Consider the following 24,927-nt stretch of genomic DNA (forward strand, 5'->3'; position numbering starts at 1 on the left):
ACTATAATCATAAAAGAATTAAGGCAAAATTAAAGGGTATGAGCCCAGTACAATACCGGGCTCATACCCTAGAGGCTGCCTAATGAAACGACCTGTCTAACTTTCGGGGGTCACTTCAAATTATGGATGGCTTTTGTTATGTTACGTGTGTAAAGTTATTTGAAAATAACGATAGGATAATAGGTGAGATTGTAACAATATTTGTGTAAGAGAATAAAAATGTAGATAATTTTGATTTTCAAAAAAATCAATTTGAAAATATGTTTTTATTTTGCAACTAAATATGTTACTATATGTGTGATAAAAACAAAGAGGTCTGACAACTATACTCCACGTAATAACACTCTAATGATTTAAAAATTCAAAAAAATCAAAATTCAAAACGACAATTGTAATAATGATTAGAGTAAAAATAAGGGGAATGGAGAAATTATGGAGAAAGACACTGCTTTGTAAGGGGCATATTTTATCATCTTGAGCAGAGAGGAGGATGCATAGCATATTGTAAAATATAGAGATAAACAATGAAAAAGTGCTATGCAAATAAAGAGCATGAAGGGACGTTTAAGGCCAGGTGATACGGTAGCAATTGGTTTAATGCTATTTGCATTATTTTTAGGAGCAGGAAATTTAATTTTTCCGCCAGTTTTAGGTCAACAAGCAGGAGAGAATGTTTGGATTGCTACAATAGGATTCCTTGTAACGGGAGTCGGATTACCCCTACTAGCTGTAACAGCTGTCGCGTTTGTAGAGGGGGACTTGAAAGCGCTATCTTCTAGAGTCCACCCTATATTTGCGTTTATTTTCCCATTGATTAGTTATTTAGCAATTGGACCATTTTTCGCGATTCCTCGTACTGGAGCTGTTTCGTTTGAAATGGGTATGAAGCCGTTTTTATCAGAGGCAATGGTTTCAGAGTGGTACATGCTATTTCTTTTCACGATAGTTTTCTTCGGAATAACGTGGTATTTATCATTAAATCCATCTAAATTAGTGGATTGGTTTGGAAAGTTTCTTACACCATTATTAGTATTAATTGTCGCTGTTATTGTCGGAAAGGCAATCATTGATCCAATTGGAGAGCCAGCTACGCCGTTAGCTGCTTACAAAGAAAATGCTTTCTTTGGTGGATTTATTCAAGGATATTTAACGATGGATGCAATTAGCGCGCTCGTATTCGGAATTGTCGTCGTCCAAGTTATCCGCTCTAAAGGGATAAAAGAGAGTAGTCAAATTGCAAAAATAACAGTAGTATCAGGTATTATCGCTGTACTTGGTTTAACGTTAATTTATTTATCACTTGCTTATCTTGGTTCAACAAGCACATCACTTGGTATCTCAGAAAACGGTGGTCTTATTTTAACGAATGTTGTAAATGAGCTATATGGGACGAGTGGTAAAATTTTATTAGGGCTTGTTATTATACTCGCTTGTTTAACAACTTCTGTTGGGTTAACATCTGCGTGTGCGGGTTTCTTTACAAACTTATTCCCAAAACTTTCGCATAAAACGATTGTAACAATGGTATGTGTATTTAGTTTAATTGTATCTAACCTAGGTTTAACACAATTAATCGCAGTAACATTACCTGTGTTAATGATTATTTATCCAGTTGCAATTGTATTAATCGTACTTTCGTATTTCCATAAGTGGATTGGGAAGCGTAATACAATTTATATTGGAGCTATTTTAGGTGCATTGTTAATTAGTTTCTTTAACGGTTTAGAAAGTGCGAAAATTAAAATTGACGCGATTTCTAATGTACTACAAATGTTACCGTTATATAACGAAGGAATCGGATGGTTAATTCCATCATGTATTGGCGGGATTCTCGGTTTCTTCTTCTATAAATCAAATGAATCAAGTGAATTACAAAAGAAAGGTGCTTAGGCACCTTTCTTTTTTTAAAGGGGATTTTTGTATTTTGTCTAAGTAATAATTGGGGGGAATGATAAATGGCTAATTTTGAAGATTTTTTAAATTTGGATTTGAGAATTGGAACTGTAATACATGCAGAGGAATTTAAAGAAGCGAGAGTACCAGCGATTAAACTAGCAATAGATTTTGGAGAAATCGGGATAAAGCAGTCAAGTGCTCAAATTACGAAAAGGTATAGTCCAGAAGAGTTAATCGGTCAACAAATCGTTGCTGTTGTAAACTTTCCACCAAAGCGTGTAGCTGGATTCAAATCAGAAGTGCTTGTGCTTGGCGGCGTTCCTGAAGCTGATGATGTAGTGTTGCTTCAGCCTAATATGGAATTGCCAAATGGAACAAAAATTAGCTAGGGTGAAGGTAGGGGCTAATATGGATATCGGACGAGAATATTTACAATGTGCGATTTCGAACTTTAAAGCAATAAAGAAACAAGGAGAACGGGCACTTTCTCAATTATCATATGAACAAATACAATGGTCTTCTCATGAAGAAACAAATAGTATAGCGATTATTATTAAGCATCTGCACGGTAATATGCGTTCTAGATGGACGGATTTTTTTACGTCTGATGGTGAAAAAACAGATCGTAATCGAGATGGTGAATTTGAGGGATGCTATCATTCAAAAGAAGAAGCCATTATAGCTTGGCAAGAAGGATGGAAATATGTTTTTAATACGATAAATACTTTAACGCCGGAACACTTATTGAAGACGGTATACATTCGCGGTGAAGAACATACTGTCATGCAAGCAATTGAAAGGCAAATTTCTCATTATGCATTGCATATTGGTCAGATTATTTACATTGGGAAGATGTTAAAAGAAAATGAGTGGGAATGTTTAAGTATTCCGAGAGATCAGTCTGCGCATTATGTAGAGAAAAAACGTTCAACATAATAATAAGAAAGAAACCGATAAAAAATGGGGAAAAAGAAAGTCAGCCAAATAATAGATGGTTCTGTAATCATAAGAATACTGCCAAAAATAAGTCCATATACAATAAGAAAGAAATTGAAAAGTGTATTCAAAGGGAGAAATCGTGAGATGAACACTTGCTGTCCTTTATAACAATCACTGTGAAATAAATAAAAGCGGAAGTACCATGTGGCTGTAATAAGATCTTTCTTTCTCACAATTCTTTTTTTGCATGTATGACAGATAAATGGTGGTTGCATTTCATTACGCTCCATTTTTTATTTTCATAATAATGTGAGACAAAAGTAGGTACAAAGTGTATGTTCCTATATACGCTCCTGCAATAAGGAAAAATGGATTCAGTAAAATTCCATGAATGCTCGTCATGAAAACTAAATCTTGTATTAAAACATCGTATATATTAATGGAAATAATTATACCGAGTACATAAAGTGCCAAGTACGCAGAAATATGTAGCACAATAGAGATTTTTGGATGCTTAGCGGACAAATAAAAAATGAATGATAGAGCGATTGGTAATATTCCTATTAATAGCTTCAATTCATTTCACCTCATTAACAATATAGCCGAAATTTTAACGGTCTATTCTCTAGGGCTTGTACATAACTTGAAATAGAGAGGTGATAGTATGAATCGGGGCTTTTTTTTTATGAAGTTTACAAGTATGCGTAAGTTAGTTTTATTTGTTATTACTACAGTGCTAGCGACTTTTTTTCTTATTAGTCTGATGGTAACCTCTATGAAAGAGACGAAGTCAACGTATTTATATAATTGGTTAAATGAGTTATCGATGAATGGTTACATGTATGTACTTGGAAAAGAGAATCATTATTTTACACAGGAGTATCGAAATTTGAATCAAGATTTTTCAATTTCTTCTTTTCTCTTTTCTATGGCTACAAATATTCGCTTTAATGATATACGCAGTTTTGTCGGGAAAGAGCTCCCCGGGTTCGGTAAGTACGATACTGAAATTGTTATTGCGGGTGAGGGTACAAATTATTCTAACTTACCGATAGAGTCGAGTGTTCCTCTTGAAGAAGTAGTGAAGGAACGGACTAGTGGAACTGGACAAGCACCTAAACAAGATACGAATAAAGAGAAAAAACAGCCGTCCCAAACGACTGGAAAGAGACAAGTTGCGTTTATTTATCATACACATAGCTGGGAATCTTATTTACCTTTACTTAACTTAACGAATGACCCGAATCCGAATAAAGCAACGAGTTCTGTATCGAATATTTCTATGTTAGGAGACCGTTTCCGTGAACAACTAGAAGGTGAAGGGATTGGAGCTACTAACGATAAGAGTGATGTTGGTCAAAAGTTAATAAGTAAAGGTTTAAATAGTAATAGTTCGTATAAAATGTCACGAGAAATTGTGCAACAAGCTATGGCTGGAAATAAAGATCTTCAATACTTTTTTGATTTGCATCGTGATAGTGCCCGAAAGAATGTAACGACAAAAACAATTGGAGATAAATCATATGCAAAGCTTGCATTTGTAGTAGGGAAAGGAAATAAAAACTATGAAAAAAACTTACAATTAGCGACAGCTTTACATGAGGCGATTAATAAGAAATATCCAGGAGTGAGTCGTGGGGTCATTCAAAAAGGGTTCCAGACAGGAAATGGAATCTATAATCAAGACCTATCAGGACAAGCGATATTAATAGAAGTTGGCGGTGTAGATAATACGGAGGAAGAATTGAATCGATCAATTGATGCACTTGCTAAAGCATTTGGTGAATATTTTTGGCAGGCAGAAAAAGTGAATGGATAAAGTGAAACGTGAATTAGCCAGGACATCTATCGATAATTATTAGCTCACTTCAATTTTGGAAAAACGTAAGTGTAATGCTTGCGTTTTTTCTTTGTAATGGTGAGATGTCACAGAATAGACATAATTTGTCGGTGTTATAGTAATATCGAAATTTGTCAATTTATAGTAGGAGATTTACAAAGGGATTTTCGAGAAAGTAGAGAAAATCTTTTTATAAGGAAAACTTTTTATTATGAAACTGGTAGGGTGATTGAAGTGATTAGGGAGATCGAAATAGAAGATGCAGCATCATTTTTACAATTAAGTAAGCAATTAGATGAAGAAACGAAGTTTATGTTATATGAACCAGGAGAAAGAAAAACTACAGCTGAGCAACAAGAAAAAATAATCCATCGCTTTATAGAAAATGAATATGCAACAATATTTGTAGCAGTTGAAGATGAGAGGATAGTAGGTTTTATATTAGTGAATGGAAATAACATTCAAAGAAAGAGACATGTGGCAACCATTGTAATTGGTATTTTGCAAGAGTATAACGGGCGAGGTATTGGGACGAGATTGTTTAAAGAGGTTGAGAAGTGGGCAAAATTACATGATGTATGGCGTTTAGAATTAACAGTAATGGCCCACAATACAAGAGCTCAGACACTATATAAAAAAGCTGGATTTGAGAAAGAAGGTGTCAAAAAAGCTGCTCTTATTATCGATGGAAAGGAAATCGATGAGTATGAAATGGCCAAATTATTAAAATAAGAGGTCGTTATATGAAAAAAAGATGGGCACTACTCGGTATCGTAGCTGCAATAATTATTGTTGGAGTAGCAGGAATCAATTATAAAATGTATAAGGATAAGCAAGCGCGGGAAGTAAGTGTAAATAGCATATTTCCGAAAGCGAAAGAAACGATTGCTAATATGGATGGGGATATTGCGGTAATTAATAATCCGAATTCAATGCTTGTACTTGTGAATAAAAGTAGGCGTTTACCAGATGGTTATAGACCGCCAGATTTAGTTATTCCGAAAGTGCGCTACTCTAGTGAAGGTGATCAAGAAAAGAAAAAGATGAGAAAAGAGGCAGCGAGGGCGCTTGAGGAAATGTTCCAGCAAGCTAACAACGAGCGTATTTTTCTTTTTGCAGTTTCTGGATTTAGATCCTTTGATCGACAAAAAGCATTAAATACGATGTATAAAAAACAAGATGGGGAAGCAAAAACAGCAATGTCTAGCGCGGTTCCTGGCACAAGTGAGCATCAAACTGGATTAGCTATGGATATTACGTCTCAATCTGCTAAATTTCAGTTAGAGACGGTTTTTGGGGAAACGAAAGAAGGTCAGTGGCTTTCTGAAAATGCCCATAAATTTGGTTTTGTGATTCGATACACAAAAGCGAAAGAAACGATTACGGGCTATCGGTATGAACCATGGCACGTAAGGTATGTGGGAAATCCACAAGCTACATATTTGTATGATAATCAACTGACGCTTGAAGAAGTAACAGAGTGAACAATTGAGGGGAGAGACGTACAATGACGATGTTATATAAGAAAAAAGTACATGCATATATTACAAGAGAACAAGAGGGGGTTATGCAATTACTTGTTTTTAAACATCGTGATATATATGAAGCTGGTATTCAAGTGCCAGGGGGAACGGTTGATGAAGTTGAAACGTTAGAAGCGGCTATATTGCGTGAAGTACAGGAAGAATCCGGATTGCGTCATTTATGCATAGAACGTTTTTTAGCAGATTACATCATACATATGAAAGAAAAACAGGAATATGAAAAACGCCACTTTTTTCATGTAACTTTACTAACAGATGTAAAGGATACTTGGGAACATATTGTAAGTGCTGGTGAGGAAAATAAAGGATTAGTATTTTGCTACGAATGGGTTGATATTGCAAAATGCCCTGAATTAGCTGGGAAACAAGGTGAGTTTTTACATTTGTTAGATGAAGTATACGCACAGTAATGTAAGAGTCTGAAGCGAAGTTTAATCCGTTTCAGACTTTTTTTATTTTTCGGGAAATTAAAGGTGTTTAAATAAGGAAAGTGAATTTCTTTAAAGGAATATTAATTTAGGATGTGTTGAGGTGAAAAAAATGAAAAAGTAAGGGGTATACGCTAAAAAAGTTCATATAAGGGAGAATATAAATGGAAATTCAGTTTAATCCAATCTTAAAAAAGGAATTAACAATTCAAGATATTCAAAATGAAATGGAATCAGTAAAGTTAACTTCAAAAGAGCTAGTGATGTATTATCTTTATAGAATCGCAAAGTATGATCAAGACGGACCGAAAATTAATTCAATTTTAGAAATCAATCCAGATGCAATTTTTATTGCAGAAGCGTTAGATTATGAAAGAAAGACAAAAGGTATAAGGGGTCCATTACATGGAATACCTGTTTTGCTTAAGGATAATATTGAAACGAATGACTCCATGCATACAAGTGCAGGTACAATAGCTCTAGAACAAAATATAAGCAGTGAAGATGCATTTCTCGTTACTCAACTGCGAGAAGCAGGAGCGGTGATAATAGGAAAAACAAATATGACAGAATTAGCAAATGCAATGTCTTTTGAAATGTGGGCTGGATATAGTGCAAGAGGTGGTCAAACAATCAATCCATACGGAACGGGCAAGGACCATATGTTTGTTGGCGGATCTAGTACAGGATCTGCGATAGCAGTTGCTGCTAACTTTACAGTAGTATCTGTTGGGACAGAAACCGATGCTTCTATTTTGAGCCCCGCTGTTCAAAATTCTGTAGTAGGTATTAAACCGACTGTCGGTTTAATTAGTCGTAGAGGAATTATTCCATTTACTTATTCGCAAGATACAGCTGGACCATTTGCTAGAACGGTAACCGATGCTTCTATTTTGCTAGGGAGTTTAATTGGGGTAGATGAGAAAGATGTTGCTACTCATAGAAGTGAAGGTAGGGCAGAGCATGATTATACAAAATATCTTGATGTTAATGGCTTAAATGGAGCGAAGATTGGTGTGTTTAACGCTGCACCAAAAGATTATTACGAAAATGGTGAGTATGATGAAAACTTGTTTAAGGAAACGATCCAAGTATTACGTAATGAAGGAGCGACAGTAGTAGAAAATATTGATATTCCTTCTTTTCATAGAAAATGGAGTTGGGGAGTTCCGCTTTATGAACTGAAGCATAGTTTAGATAACTATCTTTCTAAATTACCTTCTACTATTCCGATACATTCTATTTCGGAGTTAATGGAGTTTAATAAAAACATAGCAGAAAGAGCTTTAAAATATGGACAAACTAAGTTAGAGGGAAGAAAAGACTTTCCAAATACGTTACGAAATCCAGAATATTTAAATGCGAGATTAGAAGATATATATTTTTCTCAAGAACAAGGCATTGATTTTGCATTGGAAAAATATAATCTTGATGCGATACTGTTTCCTTCCTATATAGGTTCTACTATATGTGCGAAAGCGGGTTATCCGTCTATAGCAATACCAGCTGGGTATATGGAAAGCGGGAGACCTTTTGGAATTACGATTGCAAGTACTGCCTTTAGTGAAGGGATATTAATTAAGCTAGGTTATGCTTTTGAACAAGCGACAAAGCATAGAAAAATCCCCAACTTATCATGAATAGAATAAACAAAGAGGACAGGAATCCCTGTCCTCTTTGTTTTAGTGATTAAAGTGAAATATCGTTCTGCTCTGTCTTATGATATTTTAATAAACTAAAAGATAAACAAGCGGAACATAAAATAAGAATAGAAGCGATGATATAAATTGTACGAACACCGAACATATCAGTGATAATGCCAATGCTAAGTATAGATAGTCCAGAGGCTGTTGAAAGAAGTGCGCCATGTGCTGTATACATTTTGGATAATAAAGCAGGGGCAACACTTGATTGTAAAACAGTCGTTTGGGAAATATCTCTAATTTGATAACATGGTCCCATTAGAACACATAGAAAAAGCGCAATAAATCCACTGCTCGTCATACCATATAAAAATGTAAGAATGCTAAATATAAGAGAGCTAATCGACATAGATCGTATTAAATTGTTTTGAATATAGGAACTCATTTTCCATGCTAATAGACCACCGATTAACGTGCCAACATAATAACTTGTATTAATATATCCCCACCATTCTTCGCCCTTATGAAGGATAGTCGTAACGTATGCCATCGTAATAGCACCAATCCATATTGTCCCTGCGAAAGTTTCGATTAAGTCCATATATGTAACGGTACGGAGAGAAGGATTTTGAAATAAGAGTTTCCAACCTTCCGATAAAGCAGTACTTTTTGAAGAGGGAGGGTCTGCTATTCGTTCAGTATGTATGGTATGTAATGAAAAGTGTAATGCAATGCATCCAAAAATCATCAACATGTTATTAATCATGAGTGTAGATGTAGCGCCAATGAGAAGAACGATAACACTCGTAAATGAATAAGCGGCGGCTTGCACAATTTGTGTTGAAAAGGAAAAGATACTATTTACTTTTACTAATTTTTCTTTCGGTGTAAGGCGCGGAAGAATACCATATAATAATGGAGCACTCCACCCACTACATAATGAAATGACAAAAATAAAAGTTAATAGAGCTATAATGTTTGTGGATAAGACCGGGAACAAAATCATTAATAATAGTAAAAAGACTGTTTTCAGCCATTGGAGCGTATATAACAACGTATAAGATGGAAAACGTTTTATTATAAGTGGTGCAGAGATGTTAGCAATTAGATTTGTGATAACTTGTAATAATGGAAAAAGAGCAGTAATAGTAGCTGATTTAGTTGCTATATAAATATGAGTTGTAATAATCATTACATATACGATGTCAGCGAGAGTAATGCATATTTTTGAACCTAAATAGTAGATTAGTGACAGGTTTCTCAATAAGAATATCACCTCTATAAAAAATAGTATTTAGTAATTAGAATAATTGTAATTTAAAAATTAAAATTTTTAAAGAATTTAATTTTTTGTCACTTTTTGAAAGGAATTTTCATGAATAATGAAGAATATATTGATATAGTATTATATTAATGATCATTGTAACAGTGAATATGTACAATAGCTTGTAGCAAACGCCCGAGTGTAAGAAAGGGCGGATAAACCATTCTTTTCTTCATATACATATAGAAAATGAGAAAGAAAGCGAGGGTTGCATATGGCTGCTTGGGTAATTTGGTTTATAATAGCTGGTATTTTATTTATCGCAGAAATGTTGTCGATTACATTTTACATGCTTTGGCTTGGAATTGGAGCTGTTGTCGGAGGTCTTATTGCTTTGTTTGCTCCTGATGCACTACTGTTACAAGTTACTGTTGGTGCAATTGTAAGTTTAACTTTGACATTCTTTACGAAAAGAATTTCAAAAAACTTTCGAGAAGCAAAAGGATTTACTGATACAGTAGATATGCTTGTTGGTAAAAAAGGGATCGTTATGCAAGCGATTACAAATGAAGCGAATGGTATTGTGAAAGTGGATGGAGATACTTGGACAGCTATTGCAGATTCTTCAATTGATGCTGGAGAAAAAGTCGTTGTTATAAAGAGACATAGTACTATATTACAAGTGAAAAAGGAGAGTGAATAAATATGGTAGCATTAACGTTAACGATTATATTCGCACTAATTGTAGTTACATTTATCGCATTAACAATTAAAATTATTCCTCAGCAAAAAGTTGGGGTTGTTGAAAGATTTGGTAAGTTTCAACGTATCATGCACCCAGGGTTAAATATTTTAATACCAATTGTAGATCGTGTTCGTGTATATCATGACTTACGCATTCAACAAACGAATGTACCACCGCAAAAGGTAATTACGAAAGATAATGTTCAAGTAGAAATTGATACAATTATTTTCTATCAAATTGTTGAACCAGAACTTGCGACATATGGTATTTCAAACTATGAATATGGTGTTCGTAATATTACTTCAGCAACGATGCGTCAAATCATTGGTAAAATGGAACTGGATGAAACGTTATCTGGTCGTGAAAAAATTTCAACAGAAATCCGCTTAGCGCTTGATGAAGCAACAGAAAAATGGGGCGTACGTATTGAACGTGTCGAAGTTGTTGATATTAACCCGCCAAAAGATGTGCAAGCATCAATGGAAAAACAAATGAAGGCTGAGCGTAATAAACGTGCGATTATTTTAGAAGCTGAAGCAGCAAAACAAGATAAAGTCCTTCGTGCTGAAGGGGAAAAGCAAAGTAAAATCTTGATGGCTGAAGGGGATAAAGAAGCGCGTATTCGCGAAGCTGAAGGTATAAAAGAAGCAAAAGAATTAGAAGCACAAGGGGAAGCACGAGCAATTGAAGAAATCGCAAAAGCAGAACAAAATCGTATTGAATTGCTTCGTGAAGCGAATTTGGATGAGCGTATACTTGCTTACAAATCATTTGAATCATTAGCTGAAGTTGCAAAAGGACCAGCAAATAAAGTCTTTATTCCGTCTAATGCAATTGAAACACTTGGTACTCTTGGGGCAATTGGAGAAATATTTAAAGAAAAACAAGCGAAGAAACTACCTTCAAATGATACAGGAAAAGAACAATAAAAGTGAGGAAGAGAAATGGGATACCATTTCTCTTTTTTTTGCGTATATTCCGAAAAGCTTGTACATATCCATGTATAAAGAAGGTGATGCAGTGAAAAAGTATGCAACTCGAATACATGGGAAGAAACTGATTTCGTTACTCCTTTTATATGCGCTAATAGTAATTATGATAGCGTCGATTTTGACGTCATTTTTACATACAATGAAATCGAATTATGCAAATCAATGGTTTGGAAAAGTATCGATGCAAGGTTTTGTTCAAATGATAGAAAGTGAGAATCGCTATTACGGATTTGATTATTTTAAGAAGAATAAAAGAGAGTCAGTTGGGAATTTAATGTTCTCTATCGCGACAGATTTGAAAATTAAAGATTTAAGAACATTCGTCGGTAAAGAAGTACCAGGTATGTCAAAGTATTATTCTAATATTATCGTAGCTGGGGAAGGGACAAACTTGACGAATATCCCAAATGAATCTAGTGTACCGATTGAAGAAGTAACGAAAGAACGTGAAATAGCAAAAGATAAAGTTACAGAAGCGGAAAAGAATAATCCGGTTCAGAAAAAGAACGGAGCGAAAAAAGGTGAAAGTGCAGTATATATTTATCATACACATAGCTGGGAATCCTTCTTTCCATTATTACCAGGGGCAACTGATCCATCTAGCCCAGATGTAAATGTGTCTTTACTAGGGAAACGTATGAAAGAGCAACTTGAAGGACAAGGAATTCCGGTAGTTCATGATAAAACGAATATGGGTGATTTATTAGCGAGTAAAAAGTGGGTATGGTATCAGTCATATAAAGCGTCTCATGAATATGTAAAAGAGGCATTAGCACAAAATAATAAAATTGCGTTTCCGATTGATATACACCGTGACGATCAGCGTAAGAAAGTAACAACAAAAGTAATTAACGGAAAATCGTATGCAAGATTATATTTTATAATTGGGATGGAAAATGAAGGCCGTGCTGAAAATGAAAAAATTGCAAGAGCGATCAATAGTTATTTAGATGAAAACTATTACGGATTAAGTAGAGGGATTTTTCCAAAGTATAAGAAAGATGGAAATGGCGTTTATAATCAAGATTTATCGAAAAATGCGATGTTAATTGAAGTTGGTGGTGTTGATAATACGTTAGATGAATTATATAACACAATTGATGTGTTAACAGAAGCGTTTAGTAAATATTATTGGAATGATGCGGAAAAAGTGAATGGATGAGGGACGGGAGACCGTTCCTTTTTTATTTTGGAATCTTAAAATGTGATATAATGGAATTTTATGAATGTTAAATAAAGGGGGAGAGAAACATGCAAATACTACTAATACGCCACGGAGAATCAGAAGCTGATATTTTACATGTGCATGAAGGTCGAGCTGATTTTGAGTTAACTGACAAAGGGAGACAACAAGTACAAAGACTTGTACAGAAAGTGAAAAAAGATTTTGCACCAGATTTCATTTGGGCAAGCACATTAAAATGCGCTCGTGAAACGGGTGAAACATTAGCAGAAGCAATTGGTTGTCCAATTCAATTAGAAGAGGAATTAATGGAGTTTAATAATGGAGTGCAAGCAGGCTTATCATTTGAAGAAGCAAAGAAATATCCAGAACCAAAGTTTCTTCATGATCGTTTTGAAAACGGGGAATCGTTTATTGAGTTTCGAATGAGAATAGAAGGAATCTTTTCTAAAATCGTGACAGAGAATACATATGACCGAATTGCAATTGTTGCCCATGGAGGCGTAATTAATAGTCTATTACGTACATTTTTCAAAATGCCAATTTCAATGGACTACTATTTCAAAATGGGAGATACGGGAATAAGTTTAATTGAAATTGAGGGTGAACAAAAAACGGTGCATTTCATTAATGATACGAATCATTTGGACGGGATGTAAAGACTTATGTACAAAGTTGTATTTTTCGATGTTGACGGTACGTTATTAAGTGAGATTGATAGAAGCATGCACGAAAGTACAAAAGAAGCGATACGAAGGTTAATAGATAAAGGAATTCACGTAGTTGTTACAACTGGAAGACCGTATAGTTTATGCTCACAATTTAAGGAACTAGGTATAAATACGTTTATTTCAGCAAATGGTGCACATATAAAATGTGGGAAAGAAGTTATACATAAATCAGTACTTTCAAGCGAAATCGTTCATGATATTTCAAATTTTGCTGAATTACATGGTCACAGTGTTTCTTACTTTACAGAAGAATTTGCAATGAATAATATTGCTTCCAAAGATGAACGTGTCATGCGAGCGTTAAATGAAACTTTAAATTTAGAGCGGTATCCTGACAAAGTTAGAAACTTATCAGATGAGATGTATTGCATATGTCTGTATGCTGATGATACAGAAGCTCAAAAATTCATTGAAAGATATCCAGCACTTACGTTTGAGCGTTTTCATGGTTACGTTATAAATGTATTGGAAGATAGTAAAGTATCGAAGCTAACTGCAATTCAAAAAGTATTGGAACATTTAAACATTAGTAAATTAGAAGCCATTGCTTTTGGCGATGGTGGAAATGATATTGAGATGTTGCAGTATGTAGGATTAGGAGTTGCGATGGGAAATGGTGGAGAGGAGTTGAAGAGAAGGGCTGATTTCGTTACAACGAAGGCGAGTGAAGGCGGAATTTCTTATGCCTTAAAGAAGTTGCGTATTATTTAAAACTAATAATTAGTGTGAAAAATCCTGTTTTAATAATGGCTTTTGTTAATATGTCTACTGTTTTAGGGAATTATTTGAGCTCTCCTACTTACAATTTAACTGCAGAACAAATCCTTTATTTTCGCTTAGCAGGGCTGTTTGGTATGTTGCTGTCACCACTTGCAGGTCGTTTAACAAAGAGGTTTGAAGTAAGAAAGGTTCTTCAAGGAGGATTGTTGATTGCTATTTTTAGTCTAAGTTCAATGGGCTTTGTTTCGGATCTATCTCTACTTGTAATGATGAGTGTCTGTTTTGTAATAGGTATTGCTATATCCGTTCCGTCTTTAGTTTCTCTTGTAGGTCAATTAGGAGGGAAAGCAAGGGGAATATACTTTTATTTTATTTTTAGGTACTAGTATAGGACCTATCATTTCTATTTATCTTATGAAAATAGGAGGTTATGCTCAAACATTTATTTTATTAGGAATGATACTTTTTATTGGTTTTGTAGCTTCTCTATTTATAATTAATGAATGAGTGAGTGGAAAATCACTCAAATAAAGGAATGCGAGGATCTTTCATATGCTCGCATAATAAAATATGAATTTGTCCACGATGATGATAAAAGTGTGCAACGATTTCAAGTAACCATTCAAAGCGCGAATAAGAAATCCCCCAATAGGCAGTCATAACTTCTGCTAATTCTATTTGGGAGTAGGAAAGAAATGTTTTAGAGAGAAGGTTGTATCCTTCAATCATCGTTTGTTGCATGTGAGCAACTGTTACGGGCGTATGTTCTATATAAAAGGTATGTAATTCTTTTTCTGAAATACCATTTAAAATGAGTAAATCAGCGTGACAAATAAGAGAAAGATGTGCACACATTTCAAATAATGATCGTTTTGAGTGAATCGGTTGTATTTTCAAATCGTTTTCACTATATTGGTTAAGCATATAAATAGAAGTATCAATAGCAACTTTTAGTTGATGCAATGCAGATTGAACAAACATTGTAATTCTCCTCGTCTCCGTATATAATAGTTTCTTGAGGATATTATATAATACTCAAAATTCCGAAAATTCTAGTAGTTTGACTAGCATAATGAAAAGTATTATATTGTAAAAGGTCATATGAAACGTGAAATAGAATGGAATGCAATTATTGAGTTAGGAGTTAGACCAATGAGTTTGAAATATGGAAGAGATACAATTGTAGAAATTGACTTAAATGCTGTAAAACATAATGTAAAAGAATTTAAAAAACATGTAAATGATGAAGAAATTAAGATGATGGCTGCTGTAAAAGCGAATGGGTATGGCCATGGGGCAGTTGAAGTTGCCAAAGCTGCAATTGAAGCGGGAATACATCAACTTGCAGTTGCATTTGTAGATGAAGCAATAGAATTAAGAGAAGCAGGAATTACTGTACCAATTTTAATTTTAGGATACACACCAGTAGCGGCTGTAGAAGATGTAATTCAATATGACGTTATGATGACTGTTTATAGAGTGGAAGATTTACATGGTATAAATGAAATTGCAAACCGTCTTCAAAAGAAAGTACAAATTCAAGTGAAAATTGATACAGGAATGAGTCGTATCGGTTTACAAGAAGAAGAAGTTAAACCATTTTTAGAAGAATTAAACCGTATGGAGTATGTAGAGGTAGTAGGGATATTTACGCATTACTCTACAGCAGATGAAATCGATAAATCATATACGAATATGCAAACAAGTTTATTTGAAAAGGCTGTTAATACAGCGAAAGAATTAGGAATTCAAATACCATATATTCATAGTTCAAATAGTGCGGGATCAATGGAATTAAGTAACACATTTCAAAATATGGTACGCGTTGGAATAGGAGTGTACGGTATGTATCCATCAAAAGAAGTGGATCATTCAGTCGTTTCTTTACAGCCTGCGTTGTCGTTAAAATCAAAAGTAGCTCATATTAAACATGCGAAGAAGAATCGTGGTGTAAGTTATGGGAATACGTATGTAACAACTGGTGAAGAATGGATTGCGACTGTACCAATTGGTTATGCTGATGGTTATAATCGTCAATTATCTAATAAAGGCTATGCGTTAATTAATGGGGTTCGAGTACCTGTTATTGGCCGTGTTTGTATGGATCAGTTAATGTTGGATGTTTCAAAAGCGATGCCAGTACAAGTAGGAGACGAAGTAGTATTCTACGGTAAACAAGGTGAAGAAAATATCGCAGTAGAAGAAATAGCGGATATGTTAGGTACAATAAACTATGAAGTTACATGTATGCTAGATAGAAGAATTCCGCGTGTCTATAAAGAAAATGACGAAACAACTGCAGTTGTAAATATATTAAGAAAAAACTGAATCATTTCGATTCAGTTTTTTTATTTTTTTATTCATATCAAATGCGAATATACCCTCGTTATGTAATACGGAGTAAACTTTGTGAAACACACTTTTTAGTTCAACTAAATTAAACTATCACCGGCAGAGATGACCAGTCCCGCAACAAAGATCTAATATACGAGAGTAGGGAAGAGCATCTTGTAAAACGAGGCTGGATAGGAGTATTCAACAAAATGTCCCCAATGTTTATTATAGATGTCTGCTAAAATATCATAATTAGAATAAATTGTTTTTTTAACATATGTATTCACCTAAAAATTAATTAAATTATAATAGTCATGCCTCGTGTTAATTTCAAAACCACATTGTGTATATAGTTTTAAAGCGTGGATATTTTTCGTTTCGACGTCTAACTCAATTGTTGAAACTCCTTCTGTAATAAGAGTATGTACTATATTACAAAGAATATCTTTTCCGTATCCTTTACCTTGATAAGAAGGATGAACGGCGAATCCTGATAGTGTAGTAGATTGCTCTTGTTTAGAAACTGTAATTGTTCCTATCACTTTTCCAGCAATAAGGGCACTGTAAACTTGATGGGAAGATGAATTCATCATTTTTTGTAACCATGTAGCCGTATTTTCTACTGAATCACCAAAAGCTTTACTAGAAACTTCAATAAGATCAAGAAGTGATTCTGAAGGTGCAAGAGTAAGCTGTATATTATTATCTGTTGTTTTTTGAATTTCGTTTGTTTTGAACTCCATACTATATTCACTGTATAAATATGGTAACTTCATATGTTTTACAAATTCATTCCCAGAAATAGAATCCCCATTAATAATAAGAAGAGCTTCATCTGTCTCTCTATTTTGTATTTCTTTCATTGCAGTTTGTAAAAGGATAGTTCCGAAACGTTGTTTTCTAAAATGAGGATGTACAAAGCCTATTAGTTCAAGCTTTGTTGGTCTTTCGAAATCATACATATTTAAAGCGCCAATTAATTGAGTACCGTTATAAAGAAGAAAATCGTTTATATAATCTTCATTTCGATTTTTTAAAAAGTTGATATGTAAATCTGAAGAGTAATCAAGATTGTCTTGTTGCCCACAAATATAAGCCAAATCCTTCATTTGTTGTATTTCACTTTCTGTTACAGAACGCTTTTTCTGAATATCCATTGTATACTCCCTCTCATTTGTATTTAAAAATAGGATGGGTGACTTAACCATTTCTTTAATTCCACATTACCTTGCACAGATAACAGTCGGTATAAATAATGATAAGGCTGTCTATATTCTTCTAAGTTAGGAATAGACATAATTGTTTCGTAACCACTTTTAAAGGCATGTGCTTCTTTTTCTGTAAATTCCATAAATTCATTATATAACAGATGATGTGTTATGAGGATAAAGATAAAAAGATTGAAAGCATACTTACATTTATAGTGAAAACTCATTAAAAATATTATATTTCTCTATTTTTGTATGAATTGTCTGAAAATAATAGTGGTAATACTTGAATGTAAGACTCGTATCTTTAAATCTATGAAGAGTAAAAGTAAAATTAAGCATTCATTTATAAGATTGTGAATCACAATAATGTAGGCTATAGAAAATATTTCTCAATAATAAAATGAAGAGAAAAGCATGAAGAAGTAGAATGCATTCATTTATAATAGACTTAAATTAATTAATATAATTAATTGTTAATTTTATTATATTAATTGGATAGGAGAGAATGTTATGGCAAATGTACTCGTAATAAATTTTCCTGGGGAAGGTCATATTAATCCGACTTTAGCTGTTGTAAGTGAGTTAATTCAGCGAGGGGAAACAGTTGTTTCTTATTGTATTGAAGATTATAGAAAGAAGGTTGAAGCAACAGGTGCGGAATTCCGAGTATTTGAGAATTTTCTCTCTCAAATTAATATTATGGAACGAGTAAATGAAGGTGGGAGCCCTTTGACGATGCTATCTCATATGATTGAAGCATCAGAGCGTATTGTTACTCAAATTGTAGAAGAAACAAAAGAGGAAAAATATGATTATTTAATATATGATAATCATTTTCCAGTAGGACGTATTATAGCGAATATTTTACAATTACCAAGCGTTTCATCCTGTACAACGTTTGCTGTTAATCAGTACATTAATTTTCATGATGAGCAAGAATCGAGACAAGTAGATGAAATGGATCCATTATATCAATCTTGTTTAGCGGGAATGGAAAGATGGAATAAGCAGTATGGAATGAAATGTAATAGTATGTATGATATTATGAACCATCCTGGTGATATTACGATTGTATATACTTCAAAAGAATATCAGCCGCGTTCAGAGGTGTTTGATGAATCGTATAAATTTGTAGGTCCATCAATTGCTACTCGAAAAGAAGTGGGGAGTTTTCCTACCGAAGATTTAAAAAATGAAAAAGTGATTTTCATTTCTATGGGAACAGTTTTTAATGAACAGCCTGCTTTGTATGAAAAATGTTTTGAAGCTTTTAAAGATGTTGATGCGACAGTCGTATTAGTCGTTGGGAAGAAGATAAATATAAGTCAATTTGAAAATATCCCGAAAAACTTTAAGTTGTATAATTATGTCCCGCAATTAGAAGTTTTACAGCATGCTGATGTATTCGTGACACATGGTGGTATGAATAGCTCGAGTGAAGCGTTATATTACGGTGTTCCATTAGTTGTAATTCCGGTAACAGGAGATCAGCCATTCGTTGCAAAACGATTGACTGAAGTAGGGGCAGGCATAAAACTTAATCGTAACGAGTTAACTTCTGAATTATTACGTGAGACTGTAAAGAAAGTAATGGATGATGTGACGTTTAAGGAAAATAGTCGTAAAGTGGGAGAGTCGCTTAGAAATGCTGGTGGATATCAAAGGGCAGTTGAGGAAATATTTAAATTAAAAATGAAGCCGTACGTAAAGATTAAATAGATGTTAAAAACACACTTACTTTTAATTTGTAAGTGTGTTTCTAGTATTACGCGTTACATGTGTTACATAAAAATAGCGATAAAGGAGAAACTTTTGTGTATATAAATCGATACCTTTGAATTAGTAGTAAAATTACGTTAAAATAATACTAAGAAAATATATAAGTTTTGGGGGTAATGAATGAAGAAAGTATTTGAATACGTATTATTAACAATTGGCTCAATTATAGTAGCAGGTTCATTAGAGCTTATTTTAGCACCTAATGGATTAGTAGATGGCGGGGTAACGGCTATTGCTATTATGGCAAATAAAGTTGCAGGATTGCCGCTTTATGGTGTGTTCTTAGGAATTAATATCCCAATTTTATTATTTACTGCAAAAGTAATGGGAAAGAAATTTTTTATCCGTACATCTTATGCGAATGTAGTTACAACACTCGGATTAATTTATTTAAAACCATTTCCAGCAATTACGACTTCTGAGTTATTAATTGTACTTTATGGTGGAGTACTGTTTGGAATTGGTGTTGGGATTGTTGTTAAAATGGGTGGAGCAATTGACGGTTCGGAAATGTTAGCAGTTTGGATGAATAAACACTTTAATGTACCGATTAGTACATTTTTACTTGCAGTAAATGCAGTTATTTTCATCTTTGTTGCCATTTTATTTTCAATCGAACAAGCGATGTTTTCGTTAGCAATTTTCTATATTGTTACGAAGATGATTGATTTTATACTAGATGGTATTAATCAAGGTAAGAGCGTTATGATTATTTCTGGTAAGAATAAAGAAATAGGCGATTTACTTATGAAAGAATTGCAACTATCTGTTACGTATCTACATGGAGAAGGTGGTTTTTTAGGGGAGCATAAGAGAATCATTTATTGCATTACAAACCGATTCATTTATCCGAAAATGAAAGATCTCGTTCTCTCTGTAGATCCAACCGCTATAATTGAAGCTTCCTATTCAACAGAAACGACTGGTGTGAAGCGTCCGGGAAGGAAAGCTAGGTCAGGTGAATAACTAGAAGAAGGCTGTCCAAAAAGTTATTTTGGAACAGCCTTCTTTTTTATTTTGTTGAATTGTTAACATGTTACAAGTTAAACCCACTGTTAACAAGTTTCCTTGCAACTAGGAAACCAAGCGTCTTTCAATAATATAGCCAACGTTTCAATTTTATTTTCCGGAATACTACCAAAGCCGAGTAATACGTATGATTCCTTACGTAAATCATTCACGAAATCATATGGAGAAAGTGGGTATAATTTAACGGTTTGTTTTTTAGCGGATTCAATCAGTTCATTTTCATTCATACTGTTATGGACACATAAAACAATATGAAGTCCGGACTGTTCGCCAAGAATTTGAACATTAGCCCCCATTTCTTTCATAATGGATTTTACTAATGCATGATGTTTTCTTTTATAAAGTGTACGACTTCGATTAAGGTGACGTTCCCAATTCCCGTTTTGTATAAAGTTAGCAAAAGCAAGTTGTTGTATTGTAGAGACTGTTTGTTTGAAAATTCCATGCAGTTCTTGATATATTTTTAAAAGGTGTGGTGGTAAAACAACATATCCCATTCGTAAAGAAGGTAAAAAAGATTTTGAGAAAGTCCCCATATAAATAACGCGTTCATTTGAGTCAAGACTTTGTAAAGAAGGAATCGGCTTACCAGCGTAGCGAAACTCTCCGTCATAGTCATCTTCAATAATGTATCCATTGCAATCATTAGCCCACTTTAACAATTCTAATCTTCTAGATAAAGGCATAATAATCCCGAGTGGAAATTGGTGTGATGGTGTAACGTATGCGACATTGGAATTTGTATTGTATAAACTAGAAATATCAATCCCTTTTTCATCCAATGGTATGGGATGAATTTGTCTATCACAGCTTTTAATAATTGCGTGTATACGGTGAAATCCAGGGTTTTCAATGCCGTATTCTTTTGTAGGGCCAAGCAGTTGAAGTAGTAGCCAGAGAAGTGGCTGTGTTCCGGCGCCGATCACAATTTGATCAAGTGAAGAATGGACACCGCGAGAATGATATAAATATGTTGATATATGCTCTCGAAGAGCGAATTCACCTTGAGGATCTTCTTTGGCAAATAGTGCATTTTCGTATGTAAGTATGGATTCTTGTAATGCTCGTTTCTAATTTGTAATCGGAAATGCATTTTGATCAATAAGTCCTTGGCTACAATCATATTCAAATTTTTCGTCTATCAAATTGCTCGTCTTCTTTGCTGCATTTCGCTTTTTATTTGGGATAACGTCAATATCGAAATTTGCTACAAAAATACCACGTTTCGGTTTACTTTCTACATAACCTTCAGCTAATAATTGTTGATAAGCTGATTCAACAGTAATGCGGCTAATATTAAGTTGTGATGCTAAATTTCTGTGTGAGGGTAGACGCGTGCCGACAGAAATAGCCCCTTGTATAATTTCAGCTTTAATATATTCGTAAATTTGCAAGTAAATAGGTGTGTTACTTTGTAATTGCAATGGGATAGTAAAATCCATATAAAACTCTCCTTTAAAACTGGCCTTATAAAAAACACTTAAACTGTCACTTAAGTGAAGGGCAGTTACTTTCTATAATAATGATATAACATTTAGAAAAGTAAATAAATAGTTAGAGGAGAGTTAAAAATGAATGTTAAAGAAGTAGTAACAGAAGAGCAATTACATGAAGTATTACCTGTTTTACAGCAATTACGAATGAAACTTTCAAAAGAGGAAACAAGCTCTTTATTTCGAAATATGAAAGAAGAAAATTATAAACTATTTTCGCTGCGTAATGAGAATGATGAAGTTGTTAGCCTTGCAGGTGTAGCGATTTGTACGAACTTTTATAATAAGAAACACGTTTTCGTATATGACCTTGTAACAGCAGAAGCACATCGTTCAAAAGGACATGGGAAAGTATTACTTTCGTATATAGAGAACTGGGGAAAGGAAAACGGATGTGAGTCTATCGTCCTCACGTCAGCATTTTCAAGAATTGATGCTCATCGTTTTTATGAAAGAGAAGGGTATGATAAGGTGAGTTATTCTTTTTATAAAGAATTATAAATAATAATAAGAAGAAGTTGTCCCGCAAAAGTTGGGAACAACTTCTTCTTATTTATTAAGTTATTATTGAACCGTAAATAGGTTGTAAGTTATGGTATATGTATTTGAAAAGGTTATATAGTGTATTTTGTCGAATTGTTTTAATTTAATAAAGAGGATGATTGGAGCGCTTATACTTGAAAAAAATAAAGAAACTATCAATCCCTAATGATGCTAGAGTTATTGTCATATCTGATATTCATGGAGAATTAAATCTTTTAAAAGAAGCACTACATAAAGTTAACTTTAAAGATGAAGATTATTTAATTATTAATGGAGATCTTTGCGAGAAAGGACGAGATAGCGTAGGCGTAGTAAACTACGTTATGAATCTTGTAAAGAACAATTCAAAGGTTCACGTTGTTGAAGGGAATTGTGAAGTTTTAGTTGATGCTCTTCTAAATGAAAATCCTGGTCTTATTAATTATTTATGTACGAGGAAGCATTCAATTTTTAATGAATGGCTAGAGCAATTGGTTTTTTCAGTTCATGAGGGCACTTCAATTCGTGAAGTGAAAGAAGCATTGTTAAGTGAATTTTCACAAGAACTATATTGGCTAACAGAGTTGCCAACAGCGATTGAAACAGAAGATTATATTTTTGTGCATGCCGGTCTAGAAGATAGAGTAGATTGGAAAGAAACTGAGCGCAAAAATGCGATAGCAATGCCGGAGTTTTTCAATCAATCACATAAAGCAAATAAGTATGTAATAGTCGGTCATTGGCCTGTCGTGAACTATTCTGAAGAAGCACCGTCTAATAATCCAGTTATTGATAAGGAGAAAAAAATTATTGCAATTGATGGAGGAAATGCAATTAAAGAAGCAGGGCAGTTAAACGTATTTATTATTCAGAGGAAACAAACGGGCGATACGTTTTCTTATACATATGTAGACTATTTTCCAGAGTACGAAGTAATAGCGGATTTTAATGCGAATTCAGAAATGCAGGGCGGAGTGACATATCCGTATTATTACATAGAGCCTATCGAGAAGATGCAAGATTACACCGTATGTAAACAAAAGGAAACGAATAATGTGCTCACTGTAAAAAATGAATATATGAAACAACTTAAGTCAGGTGAATATACAGTGAAAACCGATATTTCTTGTGCGCAAATAAGCGTTAGGAAGGGAGATATCGTTTCTCTCATTGATGATAGCTGTTCAGGATATGATTTAATTAAAAAGATGGCGTAGAGGGTTGGATAGAGAAAGGGATTTTAGTTGAGATAGAAAAAGTGAAAAATAAAACATTAAGCTGAAATAGGAGGGATATAACCTCCTATTTTTTTAAAGGAGTAGATTGCTTGCTGTCTTTAATAAGTAAATAAATCGTACTCGGCAGAATGATAAGCTTCATTCCTAAAAGAATTGCTAGTATAGCATAACCTCTATAGGGAGCAGAAACGATAAAAGGAAGTATCGCTAAAAAAATACCTGCTATCATCATTGAAATACTACTAATATTTGAAGCTCTTTTTTCAAGGTGCTTATCATTCCATTCTAATGAAACGGTTGATTTAGTCGTATCAATTTTGGAACTGAAATAACCTATTAATATAAATAAAAGCCCTAATGCTAAAAATATGAAATGATCAAGAGGAAGTGAAAAGCCAAGAGCGATGAGGGCGATGACAATATCGACAAAAAATAAGAATAGTAACATTGTGTTGCCGATCCAATGGAGAAATTTCTGGTTACTCGCTGCTTTAGATAAAGCTAAAAATACAAAGAATAAGAAGGAACATATAATTATATTTACGATTACAAAAGTGCTTTTATCCATTGTTGATGTAGGCGTTCCATTAAAGTCCCATTTCGTAACAATATTTGATGGTAAGAAGAAATATAGAATAATATTTGTCGTAACAATAGTGAGAAATAAAGCAATACTAAATCGATTCTTCACTGAATCACCAGCTTTCTAAATCAATAATTGGTATCTAATAACAAAATTATACAATATAATAAATGATATTAGTTTTGATTTTTCTGAAAAAACATTATAATTATATATGAAATAAAGAGGAATGCAGGAGGGAATTATGCAAAACGTTGTATTAAAGGGGAAGAAAGTTACAATTCGTACAATAGAAGAATCGGATATAAAAACATTATGGAATATCATATTTAAAGAAGAAAGCCCAGAATGGAAGAAATGGGATGCGCCATATTTCCCGTTCTCAATGCAAGAATACTCTTCCTATAAAGAGAAGATGCAAACTCGTTTGCAAGAAGAACCACTGTCAAATTTAATTATAGAAAATAACGGTCAAATTATAGGGACGGTCGGATTTTATTGGGAGCATAAACCGACGCGTTGGTTGGAGATGGGAATTGTTATTTATAATCCAACTTACTGGAATGGTGGCTACGGTACAGAAGCGTTAACGTTATATCGAGATTTATTATTTGAAAAGATGGAAATTGGTAGAGTAGGGCTCACGACTTGGTCTGGTAATGAACGAATGATGAAAGTAGCGGAGAAAATAGGAATGAGCTTAGAAGGTAGAATGCGAAAGTGTCGTTATTATAACGGAACATACTATGATTCTATTCGAATGGGCATGATTCGTGAAGAATGGGAAGCGCTATGTGTAACGAAGGGGTGAGA

At 33.9% G+C, this 24,927-nt stretch carries 25 protein-coding genes and 5 pseudogenes; 21 read left to right on the forward strand and 9 right to left on the reverse strand.

Going from position 1 to position 24,927, the window contains the following annotated elements:
* The 4 genes from CGQ22_RS06225 to CGQ22_RS06240 form a co-directional block, all read left to right on the forward strand.
* A partial coding sequence (locus tag CGQ22_RS06225) for an IS3 family transposase (protein WP_140420774.1) occupies positions 1-83 on the forward strand: 83 nt, incomplete at its 5' end.
* A 469-nt stretch (positions 84-552) separates the two neighbouring features.
* The gene (brnQ4, locus tag CGQ22_RS06230; RefSeq protein WP_000678504.1) at positions 553-1,890 is read left to right on the forward strand and encodes a branched-chain amino acid transport system II carrier protein BrnQ4; all 1,338 of its coding nucleotides are present in this window, start codon (positions 553-555) and stop codon (positions 1,888-1,890) included.
* 65 nt (positions 1,891-1,955) lie between these two features.
* Complete coding sequence (gene csaA / locus CGQ22_RS06235) at positions 1,956-2,285, forward strand: chaperone CsaA (protein ID WP_001263019.1); 330 nt, start codon at positions 1,956-1,958, stop codon at positions 2,283-2,285.
* On the forward strand, positions 2,266-2,832 hold the full coding sequence (locus CGQ22_RS06240; RefSeq protein WP_000435826.1) for a DUF1572 domain-containing protein: 567 nt from the start codon (positions 2,266-2,268) through the stop codon (positions 2,830-2,832). The genes csaA and CGQ22_RS06240 overlap by 20 nt, the downstream gene beginning before the upstream one ends.
* On the opposite strand, the gene CGQ22_RS06245 is transcribed toward CGQ22_RS06240, so the two are convergent.
* Positions 2,805-3,110 (reverse strand): hypothetical protein, encoded by a 306-nt coding sequence (locus tag CGQ22_RS06245; RefSeq protein ID WP_002163956.1) that lies wholly within the window; start codon positions 3,108-3,110, stop codon positions 2,805-2,807. The two genes, CGQ22_RS06240 and CGQ22_RS06245, sit on opposite strands and share 28 nt — an antisense overlap.
* A gap of 4 nt (positions 3,111-3,114) precedes the next feature.
* Positions 3,115-3,411 (reverse strand): hypothetical protein, encoded by a 297-nt coding sequence (locus tag CGQ22_RS06250; protein ID WP_000770727.1) that lies wholly within the window; start codon positions 3,409-3,411, stop codon positions 3,115-3,117.
* Positions 3,412-3,499: 88 nt separating this feature from the next.
* Here CGQ22_RS06250 and spoIIP (CGQ22_RS06255) point away from each other — a divergent pair, with 88 nt between their 5' ends.
* The 5 genes from spoIIP (CGQ22_RS06255) to CGQ22_RS06275 all read left to right on the forward strand — a co-directional run bounded on the left by spoIIP (CGQ22_RS06255) (position 3,500) and on the right by CGQ22_RS06275 (position 8,287).
* Positions 3,500-4,654, forward strand: coding sequence for a stage II sporulation protein P (gene spoIIP / locus CGQ22_RS06255; RefSeq protein ID WP_001079281.1), 1,155 nt, complete (start codon positions 3,500-3,502; stop codon positions 4,652-4,654).
* A 255-nt stretch (positions 4,655-4,909) separates the two neighbouring features.
* Complete coding sequence (locus tag CGQ22_RS06260; protein WP_000617569.1) at positions 4,910-5,407, forward strand: GNAT family N-acetyltransferase; 498 nt, start codon at positions 4,910-4,912, stop codon at positions 5,405-5,407.
* Positions 5,408-5,418: 11 nt separating this feature from the next.
* Complete coding sequence (locus CGQ22_RS06265) at positions 5,419-6,159, forward strand: M15 family metallopeptidase (RefSeq protein WP_000747650.1); 741 nt, start codon at positions 5,419-5,421, stop codon at positions 6,157-6,159.
* Positions 6,160-6,182: 23 nt separating this feature from the next.
* Positions 6,183-6,629: an NUDIX hydrolase gene (locus CGQ22_RS06270; RefSeq protein WP_089148406.1), complete on the forward strand. Its 447-nt coding sequence runs from the start codon at positions 6,183-6,185 to the stop codon at positions 6,627-6,629.
* A 182-nt stretch (positions 6,630-6,811) separates the two neighbouring features.
* On the forward strand, positions 6,812-8,287 hold the full coding sequence (locus CGQ22_RS06275) for an amidase family protein (protein WP_089148407.1): 1,476 nt from the start codon (positions 6,812-6,814) through the stop codon (positions 8,285-8,287).
* 49 nt (positions 8,288-8,336) lie between these two features.
* Here the strand turns inward: CGQ22_RS06275 and CGQ22_RS06280 are convergent, their stop codons facing one another.
* Positions 8,337-9,554, reverse strand: a complete 1,218-nt coding sequence (locus CGQ22_RS06280; RefSeq protein WP_139032737.1) for an MFS transporter — start codon at positions 9,552-9,554, stop codon at positions 8,337-8,339.
* A 274-nt stretch (positions 9,555-9,828) separates the two neighbouring features.
* Between CGQ22_RS06280 and CGQ22_RS06285 the strand changes: the two genes are divergently transcribed.
* The 6 genes and pseudogenes from CGQ22_RS06285 to CGQ22_RS06310 form a co-directional block, all read left to right on the forward strand.
* Positions 9,829-10,257, forward strand: coding sequence for an NfeD family protein (locus CGQ22_RS06285; protein ID WP_000741974.1), 429 nt, complete (start codon positions 9,829-9,831; stop codon positions 10,255-10,257).
* A 2-nt stretch (positions 10,258-10,259) separates the two neighbouring features.
* Positions 10,260-11,228 carry an SPFH domain-containing protein gene (locus tag CGQ22_RS06290; RefSeq protein ID WP_000226252.1) on the forward strand — a complete coding sequence of 323 codons (969 nt, stop codon included), beginning with the start codon at positions 10,260-10,262 and terminating at the stop codon, positions 11,226-11,228.
* Entirely contained in the window at positions 11,206-12,453 is a 1,248-nt protein-coding gene (gene spoIIP, locus CGQ22_RS06295; protein ID WP_000613903.1) for a stage II sporulation protein P, read from the forward strand. The genes CGQ22_RS06290 and spoIIP (CGQ22_RS06295) overlap by 23 nt, the downstream gene beginning before the upstream one ends.
* A gap of 89 nt (positions 12,454-12,542) precedes the next feature.
* Positions 12,543-13,133 carry a histidine phosphatase family protein gene (locus CGQ22_RS06300; protein WP_089148409.1) on the forward strand — a complete coding sequence of 197 codons (591 nt, stop codon included), beginning with the start codon at positions 12,543-12,545 and terminating at the stop codon, positions 13,131-13,133.
* A 6-nt stretch (positions 13,134-13,139) separates the two neighbouring features.
* Positions 13,140-13,916, forward strand: a complete 777-nt coding sequence (locus tag CGQ22_RS06305; protein WP_000278964.1) for a Cof-type HAD-IIB family hydrolase — start codon at positions 13,140-13,142, stop codon at positions 13,914-13,916.
* A gap of 26 nt (positions 13,917-13,942) precedes the next feature.
* Positions 13,943-14,432, forward strand: a pseudogene (locus CGQ22_RS06310) (MFS transporter); the annotation flags it as partial.
* Positions 14,433-14,444: 12 nt separating this feature from the next.
* On the opposite strand, the gene CGQ22_RS06315 reads toward CGQ22_RS06310, so the two are convergent.
* The gene (locus tag CGQ22_RS06315; RefSeq protein WP_000498002.1) at positions 14,445-14,906 is read right to left on the reverse strand and encodes a DinB family protein; all 462 of its coding nucleotides are present in this window, start codon (positions 14,904-14,906) and stop codon (positions 14,445-14,447) included.
* 171 nt (positions 14,907-15,077) lie between these two features.
* Here CGQ22_RS06315 and alr point away from each other — a divergent pair, with 171 nt between their 5' ends.
* Positions 15,078-16,253 (forward strand): alanine racemase, encoded by a 1,176-nt coding sequence (gene alr, locus CGQ22_RS06320; protein WP_002182683.1) that lies wholly within the window; start codon positions 15,078-15,080, stop codon positions 16,251-16,253.
* Positions 16,254-16,283: 30 nt separating this feature from the next.
* Here the strand turns inward: alr and CGQ22_RS32350 are convergent.
* The 3 genes and pseudogenes from CGQ22_RS32350 to CGQ22_RS31865 form a co-directional block, all read right to left on the reverse strand.
* Positions 16,284-16,546, reverse strand: a pseudogene (locus CGQ22_RS32350) (class I SAM-dependent methyltransferase); the annotation flags it as partial.
* A complete protein-coding gene (locus CGQ22_RS06330; protein WP_089148410.1) occupies positions 16,547-17,416 on the reverse strand; it encodes a GNAT family N-acetyltransferase in 870 nt (289 codons plus the stop codon).
* 23 nt (positions 17,417-17,439) lie between these two features.
* Positions 17,440-17,604 (reverse strand): annotated as a pseudogene (locus tag CGQ22_RS31865) (nitrate reductase); the annotation flags it as partial.
* Positions 17,605-17,980: 376 nt separating this feature from the next.
* Between CGQ22_RS31865 and CGQ22_RS06340 the strand changes: the two are divergent.
* A complete protein-coding gene (locus CGQ22_RS06340; RefSeq protein ID WP_089148411.1) occupies positions 17,981-19,189 on the forward strand; it encodes a macrolide family glycosyltransferase in 1,209 nt (402 codons plus the stop codon).
* Positions 19,190-19,369: 180 nt separating this feature from the next.
* Positions 19,370-20,215: a YitT family protein gene (locus CGQ22_RS06345; protein WP_000755126.1), complete on the forward strand. Its 846-nt coding sequence runs from the start codon at positions 19,370-19,372 to the stop codon at positions 20,213-20,215.
* Positions 20,216-20,304: 89 nt separating this feature from the next.
* Here CGQ22_RS06345 and pdxR read toward each other — a convergent pair.
* Positions 20,305-21,720 (reverse strand): annotated as a pseudogene (gene pdxR, locus CGQ22_RS06350) (MocR-like pyridoxine biosynthesis transcription factor PdxR).
* Positions 21,721-21,849: 129 nt separating this feature from the next.
* Here pdxR and CGQ22_RS06355 point away from each other — a divergent pair.
* Both CGQ22_RS06355 and CGQ22_RS06360 read left to right on the forward strand, forming a co-directional pair.
* On the forward strand, positions 21,850-22,272 hold the full coding sequence (locus CGQ22_RS06355) for a GNAT family N-acetyltransferase (protein ID WP_001101112.1): 423 nt from the start codon (positions 21,850-21,852) through the stop codon (positions 22,270-22,272).
* 176 nt (positions 22,273-22,448) lie between these two features.
* Positions 22,449-23,575, forward strand: a pseudogene (locus tag CGQ22_RS06360) (metallophosphoesterase).
* Between the two features lie 20 nt (positions 23,576-23,595).
* On the opposite strand, the gene CGQ22_RS06365 reads toward CGQ22_RS06360, so the two are convergent.
* The gene (locus CGQ22_RS06365; protein ID WP_061884092.1) at positions 23,596-24,222 is read right to left on the reverse strand and encodes a DUF1648 domain-containing protein; all 627 of its coding nucleotides are present in this window, start codon (positions 24,220-24,222) and stop codon (positions 23,596-23,598) included.
* Between the two features lie 136 nt (positions 24,223-24,358).
* Here CGQ22_RS06365 and CGQ22_RS06370 point away from each other — a divergent pair, with 136 nt between their 5' ends.
* On the forward strand, positions 24,359-24,925 hold the full coding sequence (locus CGQ22_RS06370; protein ID WP_001181857.1) for a GNAT family N-acetyltransferase: 567 nt from the start codon (positions 24,359-24,361) through the stop codon (positions 24,923-24,925).
* Positions 24,926-24,927 lie beyond the last annotated feature (2 nt).

Origin of the sequence: Bacillus sp. M13(2017), from assembly GCF_002218325.1 — a bacterium.
GTDB lineage: Bacteria > Bacillota > Bacilli > Bacillales > Bacillaceae_G > Bacillus_A > Bacillus_A thuringiensis_K.